16 protein-coding genes are annotated in these 17,178 nt (G+C 69.3%); 3 read left to right on the top strand and 13 right to left on the bottom strand.

Annotation, left to right across the window (positions count from 1 at the left end; all coding sequences use genetic code 11):
- Window positions 1–122 precede the first annotated feature (122 nt).
- Genes Vlu01_RS18100 through Vlu01_RS18090 form a run of 3 tightly spaced genes read right to left on the bottom strand, consistent with a single transcriptional unit; the run spans window position 123 to window position 3,630 of the window.
- Window positions 123–1,466: an MFS transporter gene (locus Vlu01_RS18100; protein WP_204000951.1), complete on the bottom strand. Its 1,344-nt coding sequence runs from the start codon at window positions 1,464–1,466 to the stop codon at window positions 123–125.
- On the bottom strand, window positions 1,463–2,266 hold the full coding sequence (locus Vlu01_RS18095) for an SDR family NAD(P)-dependent oxidoreductase (RefSeq protein WP_204000950.1): 804 nt from the start codon (window positions 2,264–2,266) through the stop codon (window positions 1,463–1,465). Before Vlu01_RS18095 ends, Vlu01_RS18100 begins: the two co-directional genes overlap by 4 nt.
- A 20-nt stretch (window positions 2,267–2,286) precedes the next feature.
- Window positions 2,287–3,630 (bottom strand): flavin-containing monooxygenase, encoded by a 1,344-nt coding sequence (locus tag Vlu01_RS18090; protein WP_204000948.1) that lies wholly within the window; start codon window positions 3,628–3,630, stop codon window positions 2,287–2,289.
- Between the two features lie 126 nt (window positions 3,631–3,756).
- On the opposite strand from Vlu01_RS18090, the gene Vlu01_RS18085 reads away from it, so the two are divergent.
- The 3 genes from Vlu01_RS18085 (at window position 3,757) to Vlu01_RS18075 (ending at window position 7,933) form a co-directional block, all read left to right on the top strand.
- The gene (locus Vlu01_RS18085) at window positions 3,757–4,887 is read left to right on the top strand and encodes a helix-turn-helix domain-containing protein (protein WP_204000945.1); all 1,131 of its coding nucleotides are present in this window, start codon (window positions 3,757–3,759) and stop codon (window positions 4,885–4,887) included.
- Window positions 4,888–5,015: 128 nt separating this feature from the next.
- Entirely contained in the window at window positions 5,016–6,476 is a 1,461-nt protein-coding gene (locus Vlu01_RS18080; protein ID WP_204000943.1) for an SDR family NAD(P)-dependent oxidoreductase, read from the top strand.
- Between the two features lie 377 nt (window positions 6,477–6,853).
- Window positions 6,854–7,933, top strand: a complete 1,080-nt coding sequence (locus Vlu01_RS18075) for a trypsin-like serine peptidase (RefSeq protein WP_204000941.1) — start codon at window positions 6,854–6,856, stop codon at window positions 7,931–7,933.
- 233 nt (window positions 7,934–8,166) lie between these two features.
- On the opposite strand, the gene Vlu01_RS18070 is transcribed toward Vlu01_RS18075, so the two are convergent.
- The 10 genes from Vlu01_RS18070 to Vlu01_RS18025 form a co-directional block, all read right to left on the bottom strand.
- Window positions 8,167–9,060, bottom strand: coding sequence for an ATP-grasp domain-containing protein (locus Vlu01_RS18070; RefSeq protein ID WP_239095971.1), 894 nt, complete (start codon window positions 9,058–9,060; stop codon window positions 8,167–8,169).
- 78 nt (window positions 9,061–9,138) lie between these two features.
- On the bottom strand, window positions 9,139–10,077 hold the full coding sequence (locus Vlu01_RS18065; protein WP_204000939.1) for a hypothetical protein: 939 nt from the start codon (window positions 10,075–10,077) through the stop codon (window positions 9,139–9,141).
- Between the two features lie 29 nt (window positions 10,078–10,106).
- Window positions 10,107–10,259 (bottom strand): hypothetical protein, encoded by a 153-nt coding sequence (locus Vlu01_RS18060; protein ID WP_204000937.1) that lies wholly within the window; start codon window positions 10,257–10,259, stop codon window positions 10,107–10,109.
- Window positions 10,260–10,328: 69 nt separating this feature from the next.
- Window positions 10,329–11,705 (bottom strand): FAD-dependent oxidoreductase, encoded by a 1,377-nt coding sequence (locus Vlu01_RS18055; protein ID WP_204000935.1) that lies wholly within the window; start codon window positions 11,703–11,705, stop codon window positions 10,329–10,331.
- Between the two features lie 180 nt (window positions 11,706–11,885).
- Window positions 11,886–12,419, bottom strand: a complete 534-nt coding sequence (locus Vlu01_RS18050; RefSeq protein ID WP_204000932.1) for a copper resistance protein CopC — start codon at window positions 12,417–12,419, stop codon at window positions 11,886–11,888.
- A gap of 10 nt (window positions 12,420–12,429) precedes the next feature.
- Entirely contained in the window at window positions 12,430–13,026 is a 597-nt protein-coding gene (locus Vlu01_RS18045) for a hypothetical protein (protein ID WP_204000930.1), read from the bottom strand.
- 100 nt (window positions 13,027–13,126) lie between these two features.
- Window positions 13,127–13,918, bottom strand: a complete 792-nt coding sequence (locus Vlu01_RS18040) for a YaaA family protein (protein WP_204000929.1) — start codon at window positions 13,916–13,918, stop codon at window positions 13,127–13,129.
- Complete coding sequence (locus tag Vlu01_RS18035) at window positions 13,918–14,436, bottom strand: DUF1801 domain-containing protein (RefSeq protein WP_204000927.1); 519 nt, start codon at window positions 14,434–14,436, stop codon at window positions 13,918–13,920. Before Vlu01_RS18035 ends, Vlu01_RS18040 begins: the two co-directional genes overlap by 1 nt.
- A gap of 4 nt (window positions 14,437–14,440) precedes the next feature.
- Window positions 14,441–15,454, bottom strand: coding sequence for a hypothetical protein (locus tag Vlu01_RS18030; RefSeq protein WP_204000925.1), 1,014 nt, complete (start codon window positions 15,452–15,454; stop codon window positions 14,441–14,443).
- Window positions 15,455–15,597: 143 nt separating this feature from the next.
- The gene (locus tag Vlu01_RS18025) at window positions 15,598–17,163 is read right to left on the bottom strand and encodes an MFS transporter (RefSeq protein ID WP_204000923.1); all 1,566 of its coding nucleotides are present in this window, start codon (window positions 17,161–17,163) and stop codon (window positions 15,598–15,600) included.
- Window positions 17,164–17,178: the final 15 nt, after the last annotated feature.

The raw sequence follows: 17,178 nt of genomic DNA, 5'->3' as shown, positions 1-17,178 counted from the left end.
TTGCGTCGGCGCGCTGCCGGTAGAACTTGGGGTCGAAGGCGGATGGCCGGACCTGGCTCATCACGGCCAGGGTGTCCCACAGCGTTCACTCGGCGACCGGTGCCGGCCTGAGCACGCAACGCTCAACCGGTGTGGCGGGTCCGGTCCAGCTTCCAGCGCACTTGGAATGTCAGCGCCGCGGCCATCAGCACCGCCGGGACCACGGTGAAGCCGATCAACAGGGCGGTGTGGGCGGACTCCGGCTGCGTCACGGTCTGCCCCTCGGTGGTGGAGATGAAGCCGCCCAGGGCGAGCACGGCCGAGTACACGTACGGGCCGATTGCGGTGCCGGTGGCTTCGGTGGCAGTCCAGACACCGGTGTAGGCGCCAGCCCGGACGGTGCCACGCTGCTCGGCGGCTGCGACCGCGTCCGGGACCATCGAGAACGCGAAGAGCTGCAGCCCGGCGAACGCGATGCCCAGGACACCGACCACCGCGACAGCCGGCCCGGTGCCGTAGCCGAGCAGCGGCGCCAGCGAACCGGCCACGAAGACCGCCTGGCAGATCAGCAGGCCACGCTGTTTGCCGATGCGCCGGGACACCTGCATCCACACCGGGCCGGCGACGACCGCTGGCCCGAGGAACGCCCCCATGAACACGGCGGTCAGCCCAGAGTTGTCGAAGACGTACCTGGTGTAGAACGGCAGCGCTGCGAGGAACAGGTGCGTAGTGGTGCCGGTGAACAGGTAGGACAGCACCAGCGAACGGAAGTCGGGGTCCCGCCAGGCGACCGCGATGTCACCGATGGTCGAGTGGGCCGCCTGCGGGTCGGGCATCCGGAAACCGGCGTGGGCGGTGAGACGCCGTACCCCGGTCAGTGCGACCAGCCCGGAGATCACCATGACGCCGGAGAGCAGCAGGGCCATCCAGCCGTAGTCGCCGCGCCGTCCCGACTCCACCAGCGCCGGTGCGGCCACACCGGCACCAAGCAACCCGAGGGTGAGGAAGAGCATCCGGAACATGAAGACCCGGGTGCGCTCGTGGTACCCGACTCGAAGATCGGACGGAGTGGTCAGGTAGGGCACCTGGAAACACGCGAAGAGCAGGTTGCCGGCGATGAACCAGCCGCCCACCCAGAGCGCCGCCGATGCGCCGGAGAGACCGGCGGGCACCGAGAACATCGCCACCATGGCCACCGGAAGCAGCAGACCGACCCGCAGCATGCCGAGCCGGTGTCCGCTGCTGCGCGCTTCCCGGTCGGATCGGCTGCCCAGCATCGGATGCACGATGATGTCGATGATCTTCGGCAGCAGCAGGGCGAGACCGGCCAGGAACGGCGAGACACCGAGCGTATTGGTGAGGAAATAGAGCAACAGCAGGCCGGGAACGGTCACCCAGACGCCCATCCCGACCGAACCGCTGGCGTACGCGACCAGGTCACCTGCCCTGGTCCGCACCTCGCCCGCCGCCCCACGCAGCGCCGTCATCGGGTCGCCTCATGCCGTGCGACCACACCCGCGGCCAGCTCGGCGCCCTGGAACGCGCCGGAGCGGATCCGGCCGGCGAGGGTGCGTGCCACGATCCGATCGGTCAGCGCGGGCAGGTGACGGGCCAGGAAGAACTCGACCGCGCCCCGCCGGGTGGTGGGTAGATCACGGCGAGGACGACGACTGAGCGCGGCGCGCAGCACGGTCCGGACCACCCCGTCCAGCGGCTCGTACTGGCTCATGCCCTCCAGCGAGAGCCCGGCCGCCGCCGTCGAGTCGTGGATCGGGCTTCGTACCGCCGACGGGTACACACAGGTGACGCCGACATGGGTGCCGAGCTCCAGACGCAGCGCGTCCGCGTACGCGACCAGGGCGCGCTTGGAGGCACCGTACGCAGCGGCCAGCGGCAACTGCATGGCGGCCATCCGCGAGCTGAGCATGACGATCCGGCCACCAGAGGCGACCAGCGCGTCCACACATGCGGCGGTGACCCGCCAGGTGCCCAGCAGGTTGATGTCGAGCTGGCGGCGTACTTCCGCGCCCGGCGCCAGTTCGGCCGGGGCGGGCCCACCGATCCCGGCGTTGTTGATCAGCAGGTCGAGCCCACCGAGCTGGTCGATTGCTTCGCGTACCACCGCCGGCACCGCGTCGTCGTCGGTGATGTCGCAGGCCAGGACCCGGACCGGGTCATCGGCCCGGGGGGCCAGGTCCAACCCGACGACCTGGGCCCCGAGCTCGTCCAGCCGGGCACAGATGGCCCGGCCGAACGTGCCGGAGGCGCCGGTGACGAGGACACGCATTCCGCGGGGGTCTCGGGTGCTCAAACCACACTCTCCTCGGCGGTGAAGGTGCGTCCGCCCCGGGCGAGGCGATTCCGGCCAGCCGCGATCTCCCTGGGCAGGTCGGCGACGTACCGGTCGAAATCGATACGCAGGTGCGGCCGCGCGTTCGTGCCCCACCGCTCGATGGCGGCGCGCAAGGCTCGCTGCACGGCGTGCTGCTGCTCGTCGGCACCGGGCAGGGCATAGCCGCCGGAGAAGTACGCGGCGACCAGTTTGGCCTGGACCTCCACGACCGGCAGAGCGGCACCGGTGGACTGCATCAGGCCGACGAATGCCAGGCTGGGGTCGTCGAGATGGAAGACCCGCTGGTACAGCGGCAGTTGCTGGGGGTCGGGGCCCAGCCATTGAGGGGACAGGAACGGGATACTCACCCGGTACCCGGTGGCCCAGACGATCACGTCGACCGGGTCGGCGCTGCCGTCGGTGAACATCACCCGTTCCCCGTCCAGCCGTTCGATGCCGGGACGTGGGGTCACCTCGCCGTGGGTGAGCCGGTGCAGGATCGTGTCGCTGATCGTCGGATGGTTCTGGAACAGGCCACCGGCCGGGGCGGGTAAGCCGTACCTCTGCGGGGTCCCGACGGCGAGCCGCAACAGGGTCTCGGCGATGCGCTGCCGCAGCCGCCACGGCAGGGCCGCGAGGGCGCCGCCGGTCGCGTCGGCCGGGCGGCCGAACAGGTACTTGGGGACGATGTGCACGCCGCGCCGGGCGGAGAGCAGGACCGGCCCCCGAGCGACGTGCGAGGCGTCCACCGCGATGTCCATGGCCGAGTTGCCCATGCCGACGATCAGCACCCGCCGATCCCGGAAGACGTCCGGAGTGCGGTAGTCGTGGGCGTGCATCTGGGTGCCGTGAAACGTCCCCGGATAAGCCGGATCCGGATAGCGCGGATCCCAGTTGTGCCCGTTCGCGACCACCACGGCGTCGTACCGCTCGGTGTCACCGGACTCGGTCGTCACCGCCCAGAGCCGGTCACGCTCGACGCGGGTGACCGTGCTCCCGAACCGGATGTGCGGAATGAGCCCGAACGACTGCGCATAGTCGTCCAGGTAACCGGCGACGCGACTGGCCGACGGATAGTCGGGCCAGTCCGCGGGCATCGGAAAATCCGCGAACTCGGTGCGGCGTTTGCTGGTGTTCAAGTGCAGGGAGGCGTACGCCGAAGACAGGCCGCTGCTGTTGTCCCTGACCCACAGGCCACCGGGCCGGTCACCCTTCTCGTACGCCACCACCGCACAACCGGCGTCGAGCAGCGCCTTCACCGTGGCGAGACCGGCTGCTCCCGCACCGATCACCGCCACCCGACTCGACGAAACGGCCATGGTGCTCCTCGACGGTTGTAGCTTCCGCCAAACCGTAGGGCCTGGCACGGGGGCGAATACATGGCGTGGAGCACGCGATTTCGGGTTCTTGTTGTAGCGCACCACAACGGCGGGGAGCATGACAGGATGACGCATCCGGACGGCTGGACGACGATGGTGGACCTGATCGAACGCGTCGTGGGCGATGACGAACTGCTGCCGTCGGTGGTCGCCGGAGTCCGTACCACCGTGCGGGAGGTTTCCGCGCTGCCCACCTCCGACATCGCCGGGCACACCCGCGCTCTGCTGGTGGCCGCAACCCGCGCCTTGGTCGCACGGCGCGGCCCCACCGAAGCTGAGCTGTCGTTCGTCGCGGACCTCGGTGTCGCCCGTGCCCGGCAGGGCGTGCCGATCGAATCGGTGCTGGGCGCGATCCACTTCGCCGAACGCGCGATCTGGGCCCGGGCCCGGGAACTCGCCCGCGACCAAGGCGTCAGCGCCGAGCAACTCCTGGACGTCCGGGACCTTTACGACGACTGGGCCGAGGCCGTCCGGGCCCGGCTGATCAGCGCGCATCGGGCTACCACAGCCAGCACGGATCCACTTCCCGGGCACCGGGACACGGCACTGCTGCGGCGGCTGCTCCAGGGTGGTTCGGCGGCTACGCTGGCGGCCGCCGAGGCGGGCCTTCCGGTCGCCGACGGGCTGTGGGTGCTCGTCGCCCGGCCCGGGGAGACCGCCGCCGGCATCGAACGAGCCGTGCGCGAGCACCCGCCGGTGCTGTGCGCAACCGTGGACGACCTGATGGTCGCAGTTCTGTCCCGGGCGCCGTCCGCCCGCCTGAAGGGGACCGGGGCCGTGGCAGGGCTCGCCGGTCCGGCCGAACCGGAGAAACTCGCGCGAGTGCAGCGGCTCGCCACCGCGGCCCTGACCGCCGCCGAGTCCACCGGCCGCACCGGACTGATCCACATTGCCGAGGTGGCCTGGCTGGTGGCGTTGACCGAGCGGGCAGACCTGGCAACGGTGCTGCTCGACCGGTACGCGCCCGCTTGGGCGGCACTCGGACCGGCTGCCGAATCGGTGGCGCACGCCGTGCTCGCCTGGCTGGAAAGCGACCGCGATGTCGACCTCGCCGGGGCGAGACTTTTCGTGCACCCCAACACGGTTCGCAATCGGGTCCGGCGCTTCGCCACCGTCACCGGCATCGACCCGGCGGGCACCTTCGGTGCCATGACCGCCTGGTGGCTTTGCCGAACCTGGCTGCGCGACGCGACCTGATCTTGCGCCAGGTGTGTGGGGACCAGGCGCGGGATGCGTCGGAGGCCGTGTGGTGCGTACAGTTCCGGGTCGGACTTGGGGTGGGCCGGATAGATCCGGCGCAGGGAACGGGACGAGACAGCGACAGCATGACGGCGGACAGAATCGCGGAGACCGGTCAATACCGCATTGACCCGGCCCAGCTGGAGACCTGTATCAGCGTCTTCGAGGCGTTGGAGGACCTGCCTCCCGATCACCCCGACGTGGTGCGGGTACAGCGGGCCACCGCGAAGCTCTACAAAATGATCAAGCAGCGGCGACGCGAGCAACGGCGGGATGCCGTCGCGGCGGCCGACCGCGCGGTGACGGCAGCCACCGCCACCGGCGCCCCGGGCCGGATCGACGACGAGACCCAGGGCAACCCGCTGGTCTCCCCCACCGTGGGTGCCACGGCCGGCGTCCTGCACAAACCGCGCGGCTGCTACATCTGCAAGCAGCGCTACCGCGACGTGGACGCCTTCTACCATCAGCTCTGCCCGCCCTGCGCCGCGCTGAACCGGGAGCGCCGCAACGCCCGCACCGACCTGACCGGCCGACGCGCGCTGCTCACCGGCGGCCGGGCGAAGATCGGCATGTACATCGCGCTGCGACTGCTGCGCGACGGCGCGCACACCACGGTGACCACCCGGTTTCCCCACGACGCGGTCCGCCGATTCGCCGCGATGCCCGACAGCGGGGAGTGGCTCCACCGCCTGCGGATCGTCGGGATCGACCTGCGCGACCCCGCCCAGGTAATCGCCCTCGCCGACTCGGTCAGCGGCCAGGGACCACTCGACATCCTGATCAACAACGCGGCGCAGACCGTCCGTCGCACACCTGCGGCGTACGCGCAACTCGTCGCCGCGGAGGCGGCGGCCCTGCCGGACGGCCCACTGCCGGAGATGATCACGTTCGCCAAATCGGCCGGCCGGGGCGATCCGGCGGGAAGCCTGATCGCCCCACTGAACTCGCCCACCATCACCCCCCACGCGCTCACCGCGCTGGCGCTGACCAGCGGCTCCGCCTCACCGGAACGGATCGCAACCGCCAGCGCCATCGACGCCGGCGGTCTGGTCCCGGACCTCGACCCGGTCAACAGTTGGGTGCAGCGGGTGCACGAGGTGAACCCGGTCGAACTGCTCGAAGTCCAGCTGTGCAACGTGACCGCGCCGTTCGTACTGGTCAGCCGACTGCGACCGGCGATGGCCGCAGCGACCGCCCGCCGCAAGTACGTGGTGAACGTGTCAGCGATGGAGGGCCAGTTCGCCCGTGGCTACAAAGGACCAGGACACCCGCACACCAACATGGCCAAGGCCGCGCTCAACATGCTGACCCGCACCAGCGCCCAGGAGATGCTGACCGACGGCATCCTCATGACCAGCGTCGACACCGGCTGGATCACCGACGAGCGGCCACATCCGACGAAGATGAGGCTGGCGGACGCCGGCTTCCACGCCCCGCTGGACCTCGTCGACGGCGCCGCCCGGGTCTACGACCCGATCATCCGCGGCGAGCAGGGCGAAGACCTGTACGGCTGCTTCCTCAAGGACTACACACCCTGCGCCTGGTGATCGCTGCCGCCCTGTCGAATCTCTCCCGCCCACCCCCACGTCATCGTGATAATTGGTACGACCCGAACCCGGGTGGCCACACTGGGCAGAATCCGAAGTGCATTTCCCCAGCTGCTGAGGAACTGATCGTCACGGTTACGGTGGTTTCAGGCGACTAAGGTCCTCAACGTAGACGAGATCCTTTCCATCAGGCGGCCACGACAACGACGGCTGATCGGCGACTTTGAATCAATAATTGATCGACGAACGTCTGTCTTCTTTTCGACAGCGGCAGTCTAATGATGTCCAACCTAGTCCAGGATGCCGTAGAGGAACGAAAAACGATATCGGCCGGGGCAGTCCCGGTATCTCACACGGCCCGGGAAGAGGGATGTTCAATGAGAGCAAGAACAATCGGTGATCGGCGCCTGACGTACCCCATTCTGGCCCTGGCCTTGACCCTGCCGCTGCTCACCGTCGGCCAGCCGGCGCAGGCGGCTCCGCACCCCGACGGTGACAGCATCCGTCAGGTGGCCACGGCCGTCAGCGCCGAGGCGTGGGCGGCCGGCAGACAGCGGTACGGCGCGCAGGTGACTGCCGACACGGCGATCGAGGCGTACTGGACGCCCGAGCGGATGCGCAATGCCAAGCCCATCGAGGAGTCCCCCTCGTACCAGGCCGCAGCACGACGTTTCGCCCAGAGTGGAGGGACCTCGGCTGCCGCGCCGACCAACCGGTCCAGGCCGGTGGATGTGCCTCCGGTGGCGGGCCTGATGGGCACCCCGGGCATGTCCACGCAAGCCATCAACCCGAACCTCGGCTCCAACCACCCGACCGCTCGGTCCAACGGCAAAGTCTTCTTCAACATGGACGGCGGATCGTGGGTCTGCTCCGGCGCGGTCATCAACTCGGTCGGCTTCAACACCGTGTGGACGGCTGGCCACTGCATCCACGGCGGCCCCGGCAGCAGTCTCGCCACCAACTGGTCGTTCGTCCCGGCGTACGACGATGACCTGGTCAACCCCCGGCCGCACGGCACCTGGACGGCCCGCGAGCTGTGGACCTGGAGCAGTTGGATCGACAGCTCCAACTGGGAGGCCGACATGGCCGTGGCCATCATGAACACCCGGAACGGGGTCCACATCGTGAACCAGTTCGGGGGCCACGGCTTCCGTACGCACCAGGGCTTCACGGTCGGCATCAACAATTTCGGCTACCCGAGCGGCGCGCCGTTCGACGGCGGCAACCTGTTGAGGTGCAGCGGCAACTCGACCCAGTCCGGGGCGCGGATCCGCATCAACTGCGACCTGACCGCAGGTGCCAGCGGCGGCCCGTGGTTGATCAACTGGGATGGGAACTGGGGCTACCTCAACGGGGTCAACAGCACGCTCAACTCGTACACGGCACCGACGTTGTGGTGGTCACCCTATTTCGACGACACCGCGTCGGAGTTGTACAACTTCACCGCCACTCACTGACCGGTGTCCGGTGACAGATATCTCGTCCCGGTAGTGCGCCCTTGATTCGAGCGGGCCTTCTCCAATGGCACATGATCGAGCGACTGATCGCCATTGGAGCCGGCCCGCGGCGTGTCCGACAAGCTACTCGCAGAGCGAGGTGCGATCGTTCTCTGTGGCGAGGCATCGGTGTGTTGCAGGGCGTCGCGGCCGGGAGACTCGCGCCCCGCGTCGGCGCAGTGCACAGACGATAGTCAGCTGGTGCCGGCGAGCAGTGCGGTGATCAGTGTGCTGGGCTCGGTGGTGGTGGGGCGGTCGCTGACCTGGCCGTCGCCGATCTCGATGATCCGCCAGACTCCGTCGGCGCGCAGGGCGAGGTCGACTGTGATGAACGGCAGGCCGAGTGCGGCGATGACCGGTGTGACCGCGTCCAGGTCCAGGTTGTGGGGCGGGACGTCGTTCGGGGTGTCCGGATGCGCGCTGACCAGGGCACAAACGCCGTTGACCCACCAGGTACGCGCCTCGACGGAGGTGAACCGCTCATAGCGGCGGAGGACGAACCCGCCGACGAAGTCGTCCTCCCGCAGGTGTCGCAGGCGGCTCGCCACCTTCCACGCCGTCTCGCCATCGGCGAGGTCGGGGATGAACGCCGCCTCGTGCCAGTAGTGCTTCATCGACTTGGTGTAGTCACGCAGGACAGCCGGGCCGGTGCCCAGCTCGACGCGGACCCGATCGAAATCGGCGCGCAGGTCGCCCGTGGTCCATATCGACGTAGGGGTGTGCGCCGCGAGGGCGGCGTACCAGCCGGGCAGTTCGTGGGCCTGCCGGTACTGCTCGGCCGAGGTTCGCAGTGTCACGCCACGTCGGGACAGCGCCTCGGCGAAGGCCGCGTACTGCTCGCTGCGCAGCATCCAGCCTCGGTAGACCGCCTCACCGCCGGCGGGCACCAACGCCACCGCCTGATCCGCATGACCCGGCCTGGTCAGCGCGTCGTGGTCGACCACCGCCACGTCGAGCCCGGCATCACCAGCGGCGACCGCCTCCGCCCTGAAATGCTCGTCGGGACGACGCGGTCGCAGGGGGTCCGCAGGAACCAGCAGCATCACACCCCGCATCGTGCCCGACCCGGCCAGCAACCTCCACGCCATATTCCGGCCGTAGGGCGGCAAACATCGGTCCGGCGGCCTCAACGAACAGTGCCGGTACGCCGCCGACCTCACGCTGGATCACGACACGCGGGCCCAACGAACCTTCCGCCGGATGGACTTGAGCTGGTGCGGGCTGTCCCAGGGGTAGCCGGTGATGCGATTGCCCAGCACCGCGAGCCGCGCCGCGGCGGCCGGCAGATCACCGGCCCGCCAGAGGGCATACGAGAAACTGCACTCCGCCTGTGCCCAGCCATGCACGGGACGGAATTCCGGGTGTCCGACGGACCTGGCGACAGCGTCCCGGATCTCATCGAGCACCGCTGGCTGGCGCATGTACCCGACGCCGAGTTCGAACGCCACCTCCAGGTGTGCCTCCGCCACTGCCGTCGCATTGAGCGATCCGGGTGGCGCAGTGTCGGCGCAGCGCCGCGCGAAGCTGAGCAACTGCTCAAACGAACCGCCCCACTTCGGGCACAGCTGCTGAACATGCGTCAGCTGGGCGTAGAACGGATGCGAGCGCGCCTTGGCAGCCCGTTCGTACCGTCGGTTCGCCTCGGCTTGACCCATCTCCAAGCCACGTGCGGTGCGCAACCGTGCCGTCCACGCCGCGATGTTCCCCGGCTCCTCCGCGGTCACCTCGCCGAGCATCCGCTCGGCCTCGCCAAGAATCTTGTGGAACGACGCGAACCGGCGACGACTTGTGTAATTGGCGCGCGCCGATCCGCGCGCCTGCCACGCCATCCACACCAACCGCGCACCGAGCAACGTGCCGGCCAGGGTGGATCGGGCCGGTCCGCCCCCGGCCACCCGTAGAAACCTCTCCACGCCTCTCATCTCCGCGACCATGGCGGTCGCGACTGTCGGGTCGTCGTGCTCTGGCAGGTGGTCGAAGAAGGCGACCACAGCCGGCCAGTCCTCGGCGCGTAGCGCCCGCCGGAGCGGGGCGAGATCGGGATAGTGATCAACGAGGTCGTAGCTCGGCCACCCGAGAAACGAGGAAATCTGGGCGAGAGGCATGCGGGAGAGCATAGGAGCCGGACCGCAGGTCAGATGACGGGTACCCGAACGGTTGCCCGCACCCGGCCCTCGGCGGCGAGCAGCCGGCCGACGTCGCCCGGGTGGGCCGGTCCACCCGGCCGGCGCCCCGTTCGCCGCGCCCGGTCACCGCAGCGGGTCGAGGCTGCGCAGCGCGTGGCCATCGTCATCATCCTGTTGGGTGGTCCCGCGATGCCCTCGTCCGAGTGGGTGCCCGGCGCAGGCAGAGTGTCCTATTCGACGGCCGGGGCGGGCGTCGTGTCACGCCACGACGGTCCGGGCCCGGGTCGGCGGATCGCGTGGCGCAGCACCCGGCGCACCATCGAGGGCCGCATGAGGGCCTGTGGTGGGTCCATCAGGCCGGCCACCCGCATGAAGCCGTTGGTCACCTCGGGATCCTTGGTGGCGGCGTACTGGAGGCGGGCCATGTAGGCGTTCCCGATGCGCACCTTGAGGTTGCGCCGGCCTTCGACGCCGGGAAAGTCAAGATCGCCACCGGCGGAGATGTCCCACGGCGTGTCGACGACCCGGGACAGGTCAGCGAAGAACCGGTGCGGCTCCGGCGGACGGCCCAGGCGCAGGTGCGACCGCAGGGTCATCGCCTGGATGGCCGCCACGCTCATTCCCTGGCCGTAGACCGGGTTGAAGCTGCAGAAGGCGTCGCCGACGACGAGCAGCCGGCCGGGGAAGCGCAGCAGCCGGTCGTAGCGGCGACGGACGCTGGCGGGGAAGCGGAACGAGACGGCCTCGTCGAGCGCTTCGGCGTCGCGTACCGCCTCGTACACGTCGGCGACCGGCAGGGAGCGGACGAACTCCAGGAACGCATCCGGGTCCGTGGGCGGGTAGTCACCGAGCAGCCCGGTCAGTGACAGGATGCAGACGTCTGGCGCGACCTGCCCGAAGAACGCCCCGCGCGGGTGGGCCGGGGAGGCGACCGGGTTGATTGACTGCACCCCGTCGAACATCTCCGGCCGGATGCGGTAGTGCCGGGTGGTGTAGGCCAGCCCCACCTTGACCCGTTCCTCCTCCGGCCGCTGGAACCCGAGTTCGTCGAGCCAGGCCGGGGTACGGGAGCCGCGCCCGGTGGCGTCGACGACCAGGTCGGCGTCGATCACCTCCGCCTCGGCCGGGTCGGTCCGCCGCCGCACCCGTACGCCGACGATCTGCTCGTGGTCGGCGGTGGCGACCAGGCCGAGAACGTCGCACTCCTCGATGAGGGTCACGTTCGTTATCGCGGCGACGCGGTTGCGAACATGGTTCTCCAGGACGGGACGCGGGGCGGTGACCGAGACGAGTCCGGTGTGGGCTGGCTGGATCCGGCGGCCGTTGAAGAACCAGCGCATCTCGCCCAGGTCACCGGTGGGCACCCCGGCGGCGCGCAGTTCCTCCGTGAGGTCGGGGAAGAGCTCCTCGAGGATGAGGTGTCCCCGGGCGTGCAGCCCGTGGGCGTGGACGGTGTGTGGCGCTCCTCGACGCGGGGTGCTCACGCCCAGCACCCGGTCGCGTTCCACGACGACGACCTCTGCGTACGATTCGGCCAGGACCCGGGCGGCGAGGACGCCGCCCATGCTGCCGCCGAGCACGACGGCGCGGGCTCCGAGTTGAGTCATCGGCACGTACCTTCCTGATGGGGGTGGGGCCTCGCCGGCCTGCCAGACGACGACGGCCGGACGGTGCGCCGCGACGGGTCGCCTGCACGGGCGTCGTCCACGGGGCTACCGCCAGCGTCGCGAGCCTCGCCGGCCGAGGCATCTCCGTGCGTGCGGCCCCGGCCGGCGGCTCAGGAAGGGTCAGGCACGGGCGGGGCGCCGAAACAGGAGCAGCACGACCACGAGCAGCGCGATGCCATCGATGACCAGCAGCGTCGCCCCGAACGGATCGACGCTGTGGGCGTGGGCAGTGGGCGGCGACACGGCCGGCCCCCCGGTGGCGCCGACGGTGAACCGGACGGTGCCGGAGACGGCGCGCCCGTCGACGGAGACGACGTGGTAGGCGACGACGATCTCGGCCGGGCGGTCGAGGACGATCGCCTGGCTCAGGCCGTCGTCGCCGTCCGGGCTCACCGCCCCGGTGTCCAGGCGGGACGACCCGTTGTCGTACACGGCGATGTGGGAGCGGGCGCTGTCCGGCCGTCCCGAGACCCGGATATGGACGGCCGCCGGTGCCGCGCTCACCACCGCGCCGTCGGCGGGGACGACCGAGACCACCGTCAGCGGCGAGTCGGCCGACGATGTGGAGTCGACGCGGGCGGCGAAGGCGAGGAGCGCGACCAGGGTCGCCACGGCGACGGCAGCAACGGCGTAGATGCGGGCCGGAGTGGACATCAGCCGACGGCTAGTCACCCAGGGCCGCGACCGGCCGCAACGTACGGGCCTGCCCGGTGCCTGGAGCACAGGCGCAGGCCATCGAGGCACGCTCGGCGTCGTTGGGCCGAAGGTGCAGGTATGCGGCGATGAGCATGGGGATGAACACGACCGAGTTGTAGAACAGGTGCAGCTCCACCCGGGGAACGATGAGCTGCAGCAGGCTGGTCGCGACGGTGGTGCCCGGGAACCGGAAGGAGCTGTGGGCCTGGATAAGCAGCAGCGCGTGCTCGATGTGGTGCCAGAACTGGAGGGCGAGCGCCACCGTCCACCACGCCTTGGCCCGCCCGGTGAAGCCGGGGCGCAGCAGGAAGAGGCCGACCAGCATCACGATGGCGTAGCCGTAGTGCAGCCACTCCGAACTCACCAGCCAGGGGAACGGCATCCCGAGCACGCCGCGGGCCTCGGACCGTTGCCAGCCCAGCACCCAGATCTGGTACGCCTGAACGAGGTGCTCGGCCCAGTGGGCGACCACGATGAGCATGTAGACGGTCAAAGCGGTCCGGTGGAAGCGGCCGTTGAGGGAGGACAGCAAGCCGGTCCAGGCCCCAGTCGAGGTGATGGTCATGGATCCTCCAGAGCGTCGCCGATCGACTCTTGTGGACCACAGTAGACAGTTTGGTTTCCGAAAGTAACTCTCACTTTGCGGAAAGTAATCGAGTGCGCCCTCACCTCTGCTCGTGCAGCCGGACGCTGAGCCCCTTGCCCTCGAACTCCTTGCAGACGAAAGCCGGTTGGCGAGGCCTGCTCAGCGTCGGCTCGTAGCGGTAACCGATCTCGGCGAATTCGGTGATCGCCTCGGGCTGGTCGATGCGGTTGGTCAGCATCCAGCGGGCGAACGCCCCACGCGCGATCTTCGCGTGCACGACCACGAACCGCGGCTCGCCCGTCTTCGGATGCACGGTCAGGAAGCGCGGGCTGACGAACCGGTCCCGGTCCAGGAACCGCGTGACGGTCCGGTGGTACTCCTCCGCCGCCAGGTTGACCACAGTCCCCCGCCGCGGTAGGCACCCAGCGATCCGGTCACCCCAGAAGTCGTACAGGTCGGCGTAGCGCGGATCGGGCAGTCGGTAGCCCATCTCCAACCGGTACGGCCGCACCGCGTCGTGCGGGCGCAGGATCCCGTACAGCCCGGAGAGGATCCGCAACCGCTGGTCGGCGTAGGCCCGGTCGTCCTCGGTGAGATCACACGCGCGTAGGCCGCTGTAGATGTCGCCGGCGAAGCTGTCCACCGCGGGCGACTGCCGGTCCGGCTCGACGCCCCAGTCGGCGAGCAGTGTGCGGGTCTTGGCGGCCAACGTCGGCGAGATCGCCATGACGGCCGCGAGCTGCTCCACCGACAGCGTCTTCAGGTAGCCCGCCAACTCCTCGGCGGGACCACGCAACGCCGGCTCGGTCAACCCGCGACCACCGGTCGGGGCCGGCCGCATCACCTTCGACGTGTGAATGAGGACGATCATTACTTTTCGATCGACTTGATGAGCTGCTTGACGATTCGCTTCAGCTCGGCCTTCTTCGCCTTGGCGTCCTTCATGTCGTAGAAGTACGCCATCCGACGGCCGTCGGCATAGTCGCCTTCGAGCAGTTCGCTCTCGATGTTCACCACCTGCGGGTTGTGGAACACCAGGTGGACACGGTCCTTGGACCACAGGTTGAACGTCACCAGGTACTCACCCTGGTAGGCGAAGGATGGCGCCTTCCACTTGACCTGCTCGACGATCTTGGTGTTCACCGACTTGATGCCCTCGCGCAGCAGCTCGACCTCGGCCTTGAAAGGGTGATCGAGCTTCTCCATGAACGCATCGACCTCGTCGGTCCGGTTAACGGTGTTGTCGACCTTGCCCACGTTCGCCTCCGCATCGACGTCGATACCGGCGGTGAGCATACCGAAGCCGGAGCGCGACGACCGCGCTGGCGAGCCGACCACGCCGGGCCGGTGGTGCGACGACCGCGCTGTCGCCGCACCACCGGCGGTCACCGGATCAACCTGCCGTGCGGTGGACGAAATCCTCCAGGGTGGTGACGATCTCCGACCGGTTCTCCCGGTGCCGCACGCAGTACCGGGTGGGATACCAGCCGCCGATCTGCCACGCCTGCGGCTGCTTGATGGGGAAGCAGCCACCGGAGCTGACCCCCTCGACCACGCTACGGAACCAGTCGTGGGTCACCATCGGCTCGTAGAACGTCAGCTGACCACCGTAGGAGCCGTAGATGAAGGTGTGGTGGAACAGCTCACCGTTGATCTCGGGCCCCGTCAGGTCGATCAGGTGGTTGCCCATGCCGGGCTCGACGGCGCTGAAGTCGCTGTAGTCGGCCGGCAGGTACTGCGGGGGTAGCGGCAGGCGACCCACCTCGAAGTCCTCGCAGTCGACAAGCATTCCGCACGGACCCGGCCGGATGGCCATCCGCTCCTCATTGGAGTTGAGGTAGAAGTGCACGTCGAAGTGGGGACGATCATAGATGTGCTCGGGTAGGTGCCCCGCCGGGTTCCAGTTGGTCAACACGTACTGGAAGGGGGTGTCCACCTCATCGCGGAACTCCTTGCTGAGCTGCAATGGGAACTCGTACCCGCCGGTGCACTCGGTGTGCGGATCGGTTTCGCCGTCCTGGTTGACGTCGTGGCACCAGCGGCCCTCGGTCGCCGGGTGGCTCGGCAACCCGTCCAGCGCGTCCTCGGTCATGGACAGACCGATCGCGTGTGGGACCCCGTCGTGGGACTGGGTGAACGCCCGGATGGTGCCGTTCCCGAGCTTTGTCGACTCCCCGTACGAGGCGCAGACGCCGGGGTAGGAGGAGGTGCGACGGAGCAGCGAGTTCGCCACCGACCTCGGCACCTTGGCGGTGACCTCGAAGCCGCCGCTGGCGGACGGCGCGACACAGACGTCGACCTGCCGCCAGCGGGCCGAGACGGGATTCGGGGTGATCACGATGACGAGGGCGAGCGCGAGCAACACCACCGTCGCCGCGGCGGCGGTGCGGATTCTTCGACGCGGCATGGCAACTTCCTCAGTTCGTCGGGCGGAGGGGCCCGGGGTGGTCCTGCGTCACCCGCACACGGGGTGACGGCAGGGCGGGTCCTGGCGTTGTCCCGGGGCGGCGCCCGGGCGGGTACGAGCCGGGACGGCTCGCGGGAACGTCGTCAGGGAGCCGGTGATGCCTCGCCCGACGACGGCATGCCGGGATGACCTGCGCCGGTCGGCGGCAGCCCTTTGAGTCGGATGGCGAGCGTGAGCGCGACCGCCAGGAAGAGCACGAAATTGATCAGGCTGGCGCCGTGCAACGCCTCGGTGAACGCCTCCCGTGCCGAGTCGAGCAGCTCGGCCGCCACGGGCTCCGGTAGGGTCTCCGCCACCGCCACGGCGCCGACGATGCTCTCCCCCGCCGGCACCGCGGCCGGCGCGGGCACCTCGGCCGGCACCTGCACCGCAGAGCCGTAGACGGCTCCGGCGACGCTGCCGAGGATGGCGACACCCAGCGCGACGCCGAGCTCTCCGCCGGTCGACGAGAGTGATCCGGCCGCGCCGGCCTTCTCCGGCGGGGCCGACGACATCAGCACCGCGTTGGCCAGGGTCGCGCTGGGGCTACCGCCGATGTACATCACGACCAGGCCCACGAGCAGGGTGGTCAGGCCACCGGTGACGCTGACCTGCGTGATGATCAGCGCGCCGGCCGCCGCGAGGAGCATGCCGGCGGAGAGGACGTAGGCGGGTCGGACCGTCCGGGCGATGGCTGGCCCGACGTTACCACCGATGATCATCGCAGCCGCCGGGATGAGCATCCACAAAGCCACCTTGAGCGGGCTCAGTCCCGCGACGAGCTGCATGTAGAGCGTCGCCACCAGGCCTGTTCCCGCGGTGATGAAACCGAACGCCAGACCCAGCACGATGATGGTGTTCACCATCGGATTGCGGAACAGCGCCAGGTCCAGCATCGGCTGTTCGAGGTGCCGCTGGCGATGCACGAACATCAGGCCGAAGGCGAAGCCGACGAGGATCGTGCCGCCGGCGCCCGCGTCCCAGCCGGCGCGCGCGACCTCCTTGAGGCCGTAGACCACCGGCAGTAGCGCGGCCAGCGAGAGCAGCGCGCTGAGCAGGTCGAGCCGGCCGGGCCGGGGATGCCGCGAGGCCGGCAACAGCCCGGGCCCGACCAACAGCAGCAGGGCCATGACCGGGACGCCCAACAGGAAGATCGAACCCCACCAGAAGTGATCGAGCAGCAGACCGCCGACCACCGGGCCGAGGATCACCCCGAGCATGATGGCGGTGCCCCAGATCCCCATGGCGGCACCCATCTGGGCCGGGTTGGGGAAGAGCTGGCTGATCAGGGCGAGCACGCACGGCATGACCGTCGCCGCCGAGATGCCCAGGAGAGTACGCGAGACGAGCAGCATCTCGATCGAGGTCGAGTACGCCGCCAGCAGTGACGCGACCAGAAAACCGGCGGCACCGCCGAGCAGCACGTTGCGGTGCCCGATCCGGTCGCCGAGCGTGCCCATGAGCACCAGGAACCCGGCGATCACGAAGCCGTAGATGTCGGTCACCCACAACTGCTGGGTGGCGCTGGCCCCCAGGTCGGTGCCGAGCTTCGGGAGCGCGAGGATCAGGACGCTGATGTCCACCGTGGTGAGCAGGGTTGGCAGGCACAACACGCCGAGCGCCAGCCATTCCCGCCGACCCGCCCGGGCTCCCATGTCAACTGTCGTCACGTTGCGGTCCTTCTG

The organism is Micromonospora lutea (assembly GCF_016863535.1).
Taxonomy (GTDB): Bacteria; Actinomycetota; Actinomycetes; order Mycobacteriales; family Micromonosporaceae; genus Micromonospora; species Micromonospora lutea.
This window is presented reverse-complemented; position numbering and strand designations above follow the sequence as displayed.

Bases quoted from the DNA above. Each gene is read 5' to 3' on its own strand.
- Vlu01_RS18040 (WP_204000929.1), bottom strand. From the start codon at position 13,918: ATGATCGTCCTCATTCACACGTCGAAGGTGATGCGGCCGGCCCCGACC.
- Vlu01_RS18070 (WP_239095971.1), bottom strand. From the start codon at position 9,060: ATGGCGTGGAGGTTGCTGGCCGGGTCGGGCACGATGCGGGGTGTGATG.
- Vlu01_RS18085 (WP_204000945.1), top strand. From the start codon at position 3,757: ATGACGCATCCGGACGGCTGGACGACGATGGTGGACCTGATCGAACGC.
- Vlu01_RS18045 (WP_204000930.1), bottom strand. From the start codon at position 13,026: ATGACCATCACCTCGACTGGGGCCTGGACCGGCTTGCTGTCCTCCCTC.
- Vlu01_RS18100 (WP_204000951.1), bottom strand. From the start codon at position 1,466: ATGACGGCGCTGCGTGGGGCGGCGGGCGAGGTGCGGACCAGGGCAGGT.
- Vlu01_RS18095 (WP_204000950.1), bottom strand. From the start codon at position 2,266: ATGCGTGTCCTCGTCACCGGCGCCTCCGGCACGTTCGGCCGGGCCATC.
- Vlu01_RS18090 (WP_204000948.1), bottom strand. From the start codon at position 3,630: ATGGCCGTTTCGTCGAGTCGGGTGGCGGTGATCGGTGCGGGAGCAGCC.
- Vlu01_RS18060 (WP_204000937.1), bottom strand. From the start codon at position 10,259: ATGGCCACGCGCTGCGCAGCCTCGACCCGCTGCGGTGACCGGGCGCGG.
- Vlu01_RS18050 (WP_204000932.1), bottom strand. From the start codon at position 12,419: ATGTCCACTCCGGCCCGCATCTACGCCGTTGCTGCCGTCGCCGTGGCG.
- Vlu01_RS18055 (WP_204000935.1), bottom strand. From the start codon at position 11,705: ATGACTCAACTCGGAGCCCGCGCCGTCGTGCTCGGCGGCAGCATGGGC.
- Vlu01_RS18030 (WP_204000925.1), bottom strand. From the start codon at position 15,454: ATGCCGCGTCGAAGAATCCGCACCGCCGCCGCGGCGACGGTGGTGTTG.
- Vlu01_RS18075 (WP_204000941.1), top strand. From the start codon at position 6,854: ATGAGAGCAAGAACAATCGGTGATCGGCGCCTGACGTACCCCATTCTG.
- Vlu01_RS18080 (WP_204000943.1), top strand. From the start codon at position 5,016: ATGACGGCGGACAGAATCGCGGAGACCGGTCAATACCGCATTGACCCG.
- Vlu01_RS18065 (WP_204000939.1), bottom strand. From the start codon at position 10,077: ATGCCTCTCGCCCAGATTTCCTCGTTTCTCGGGTGGCCGAGCTACGAC.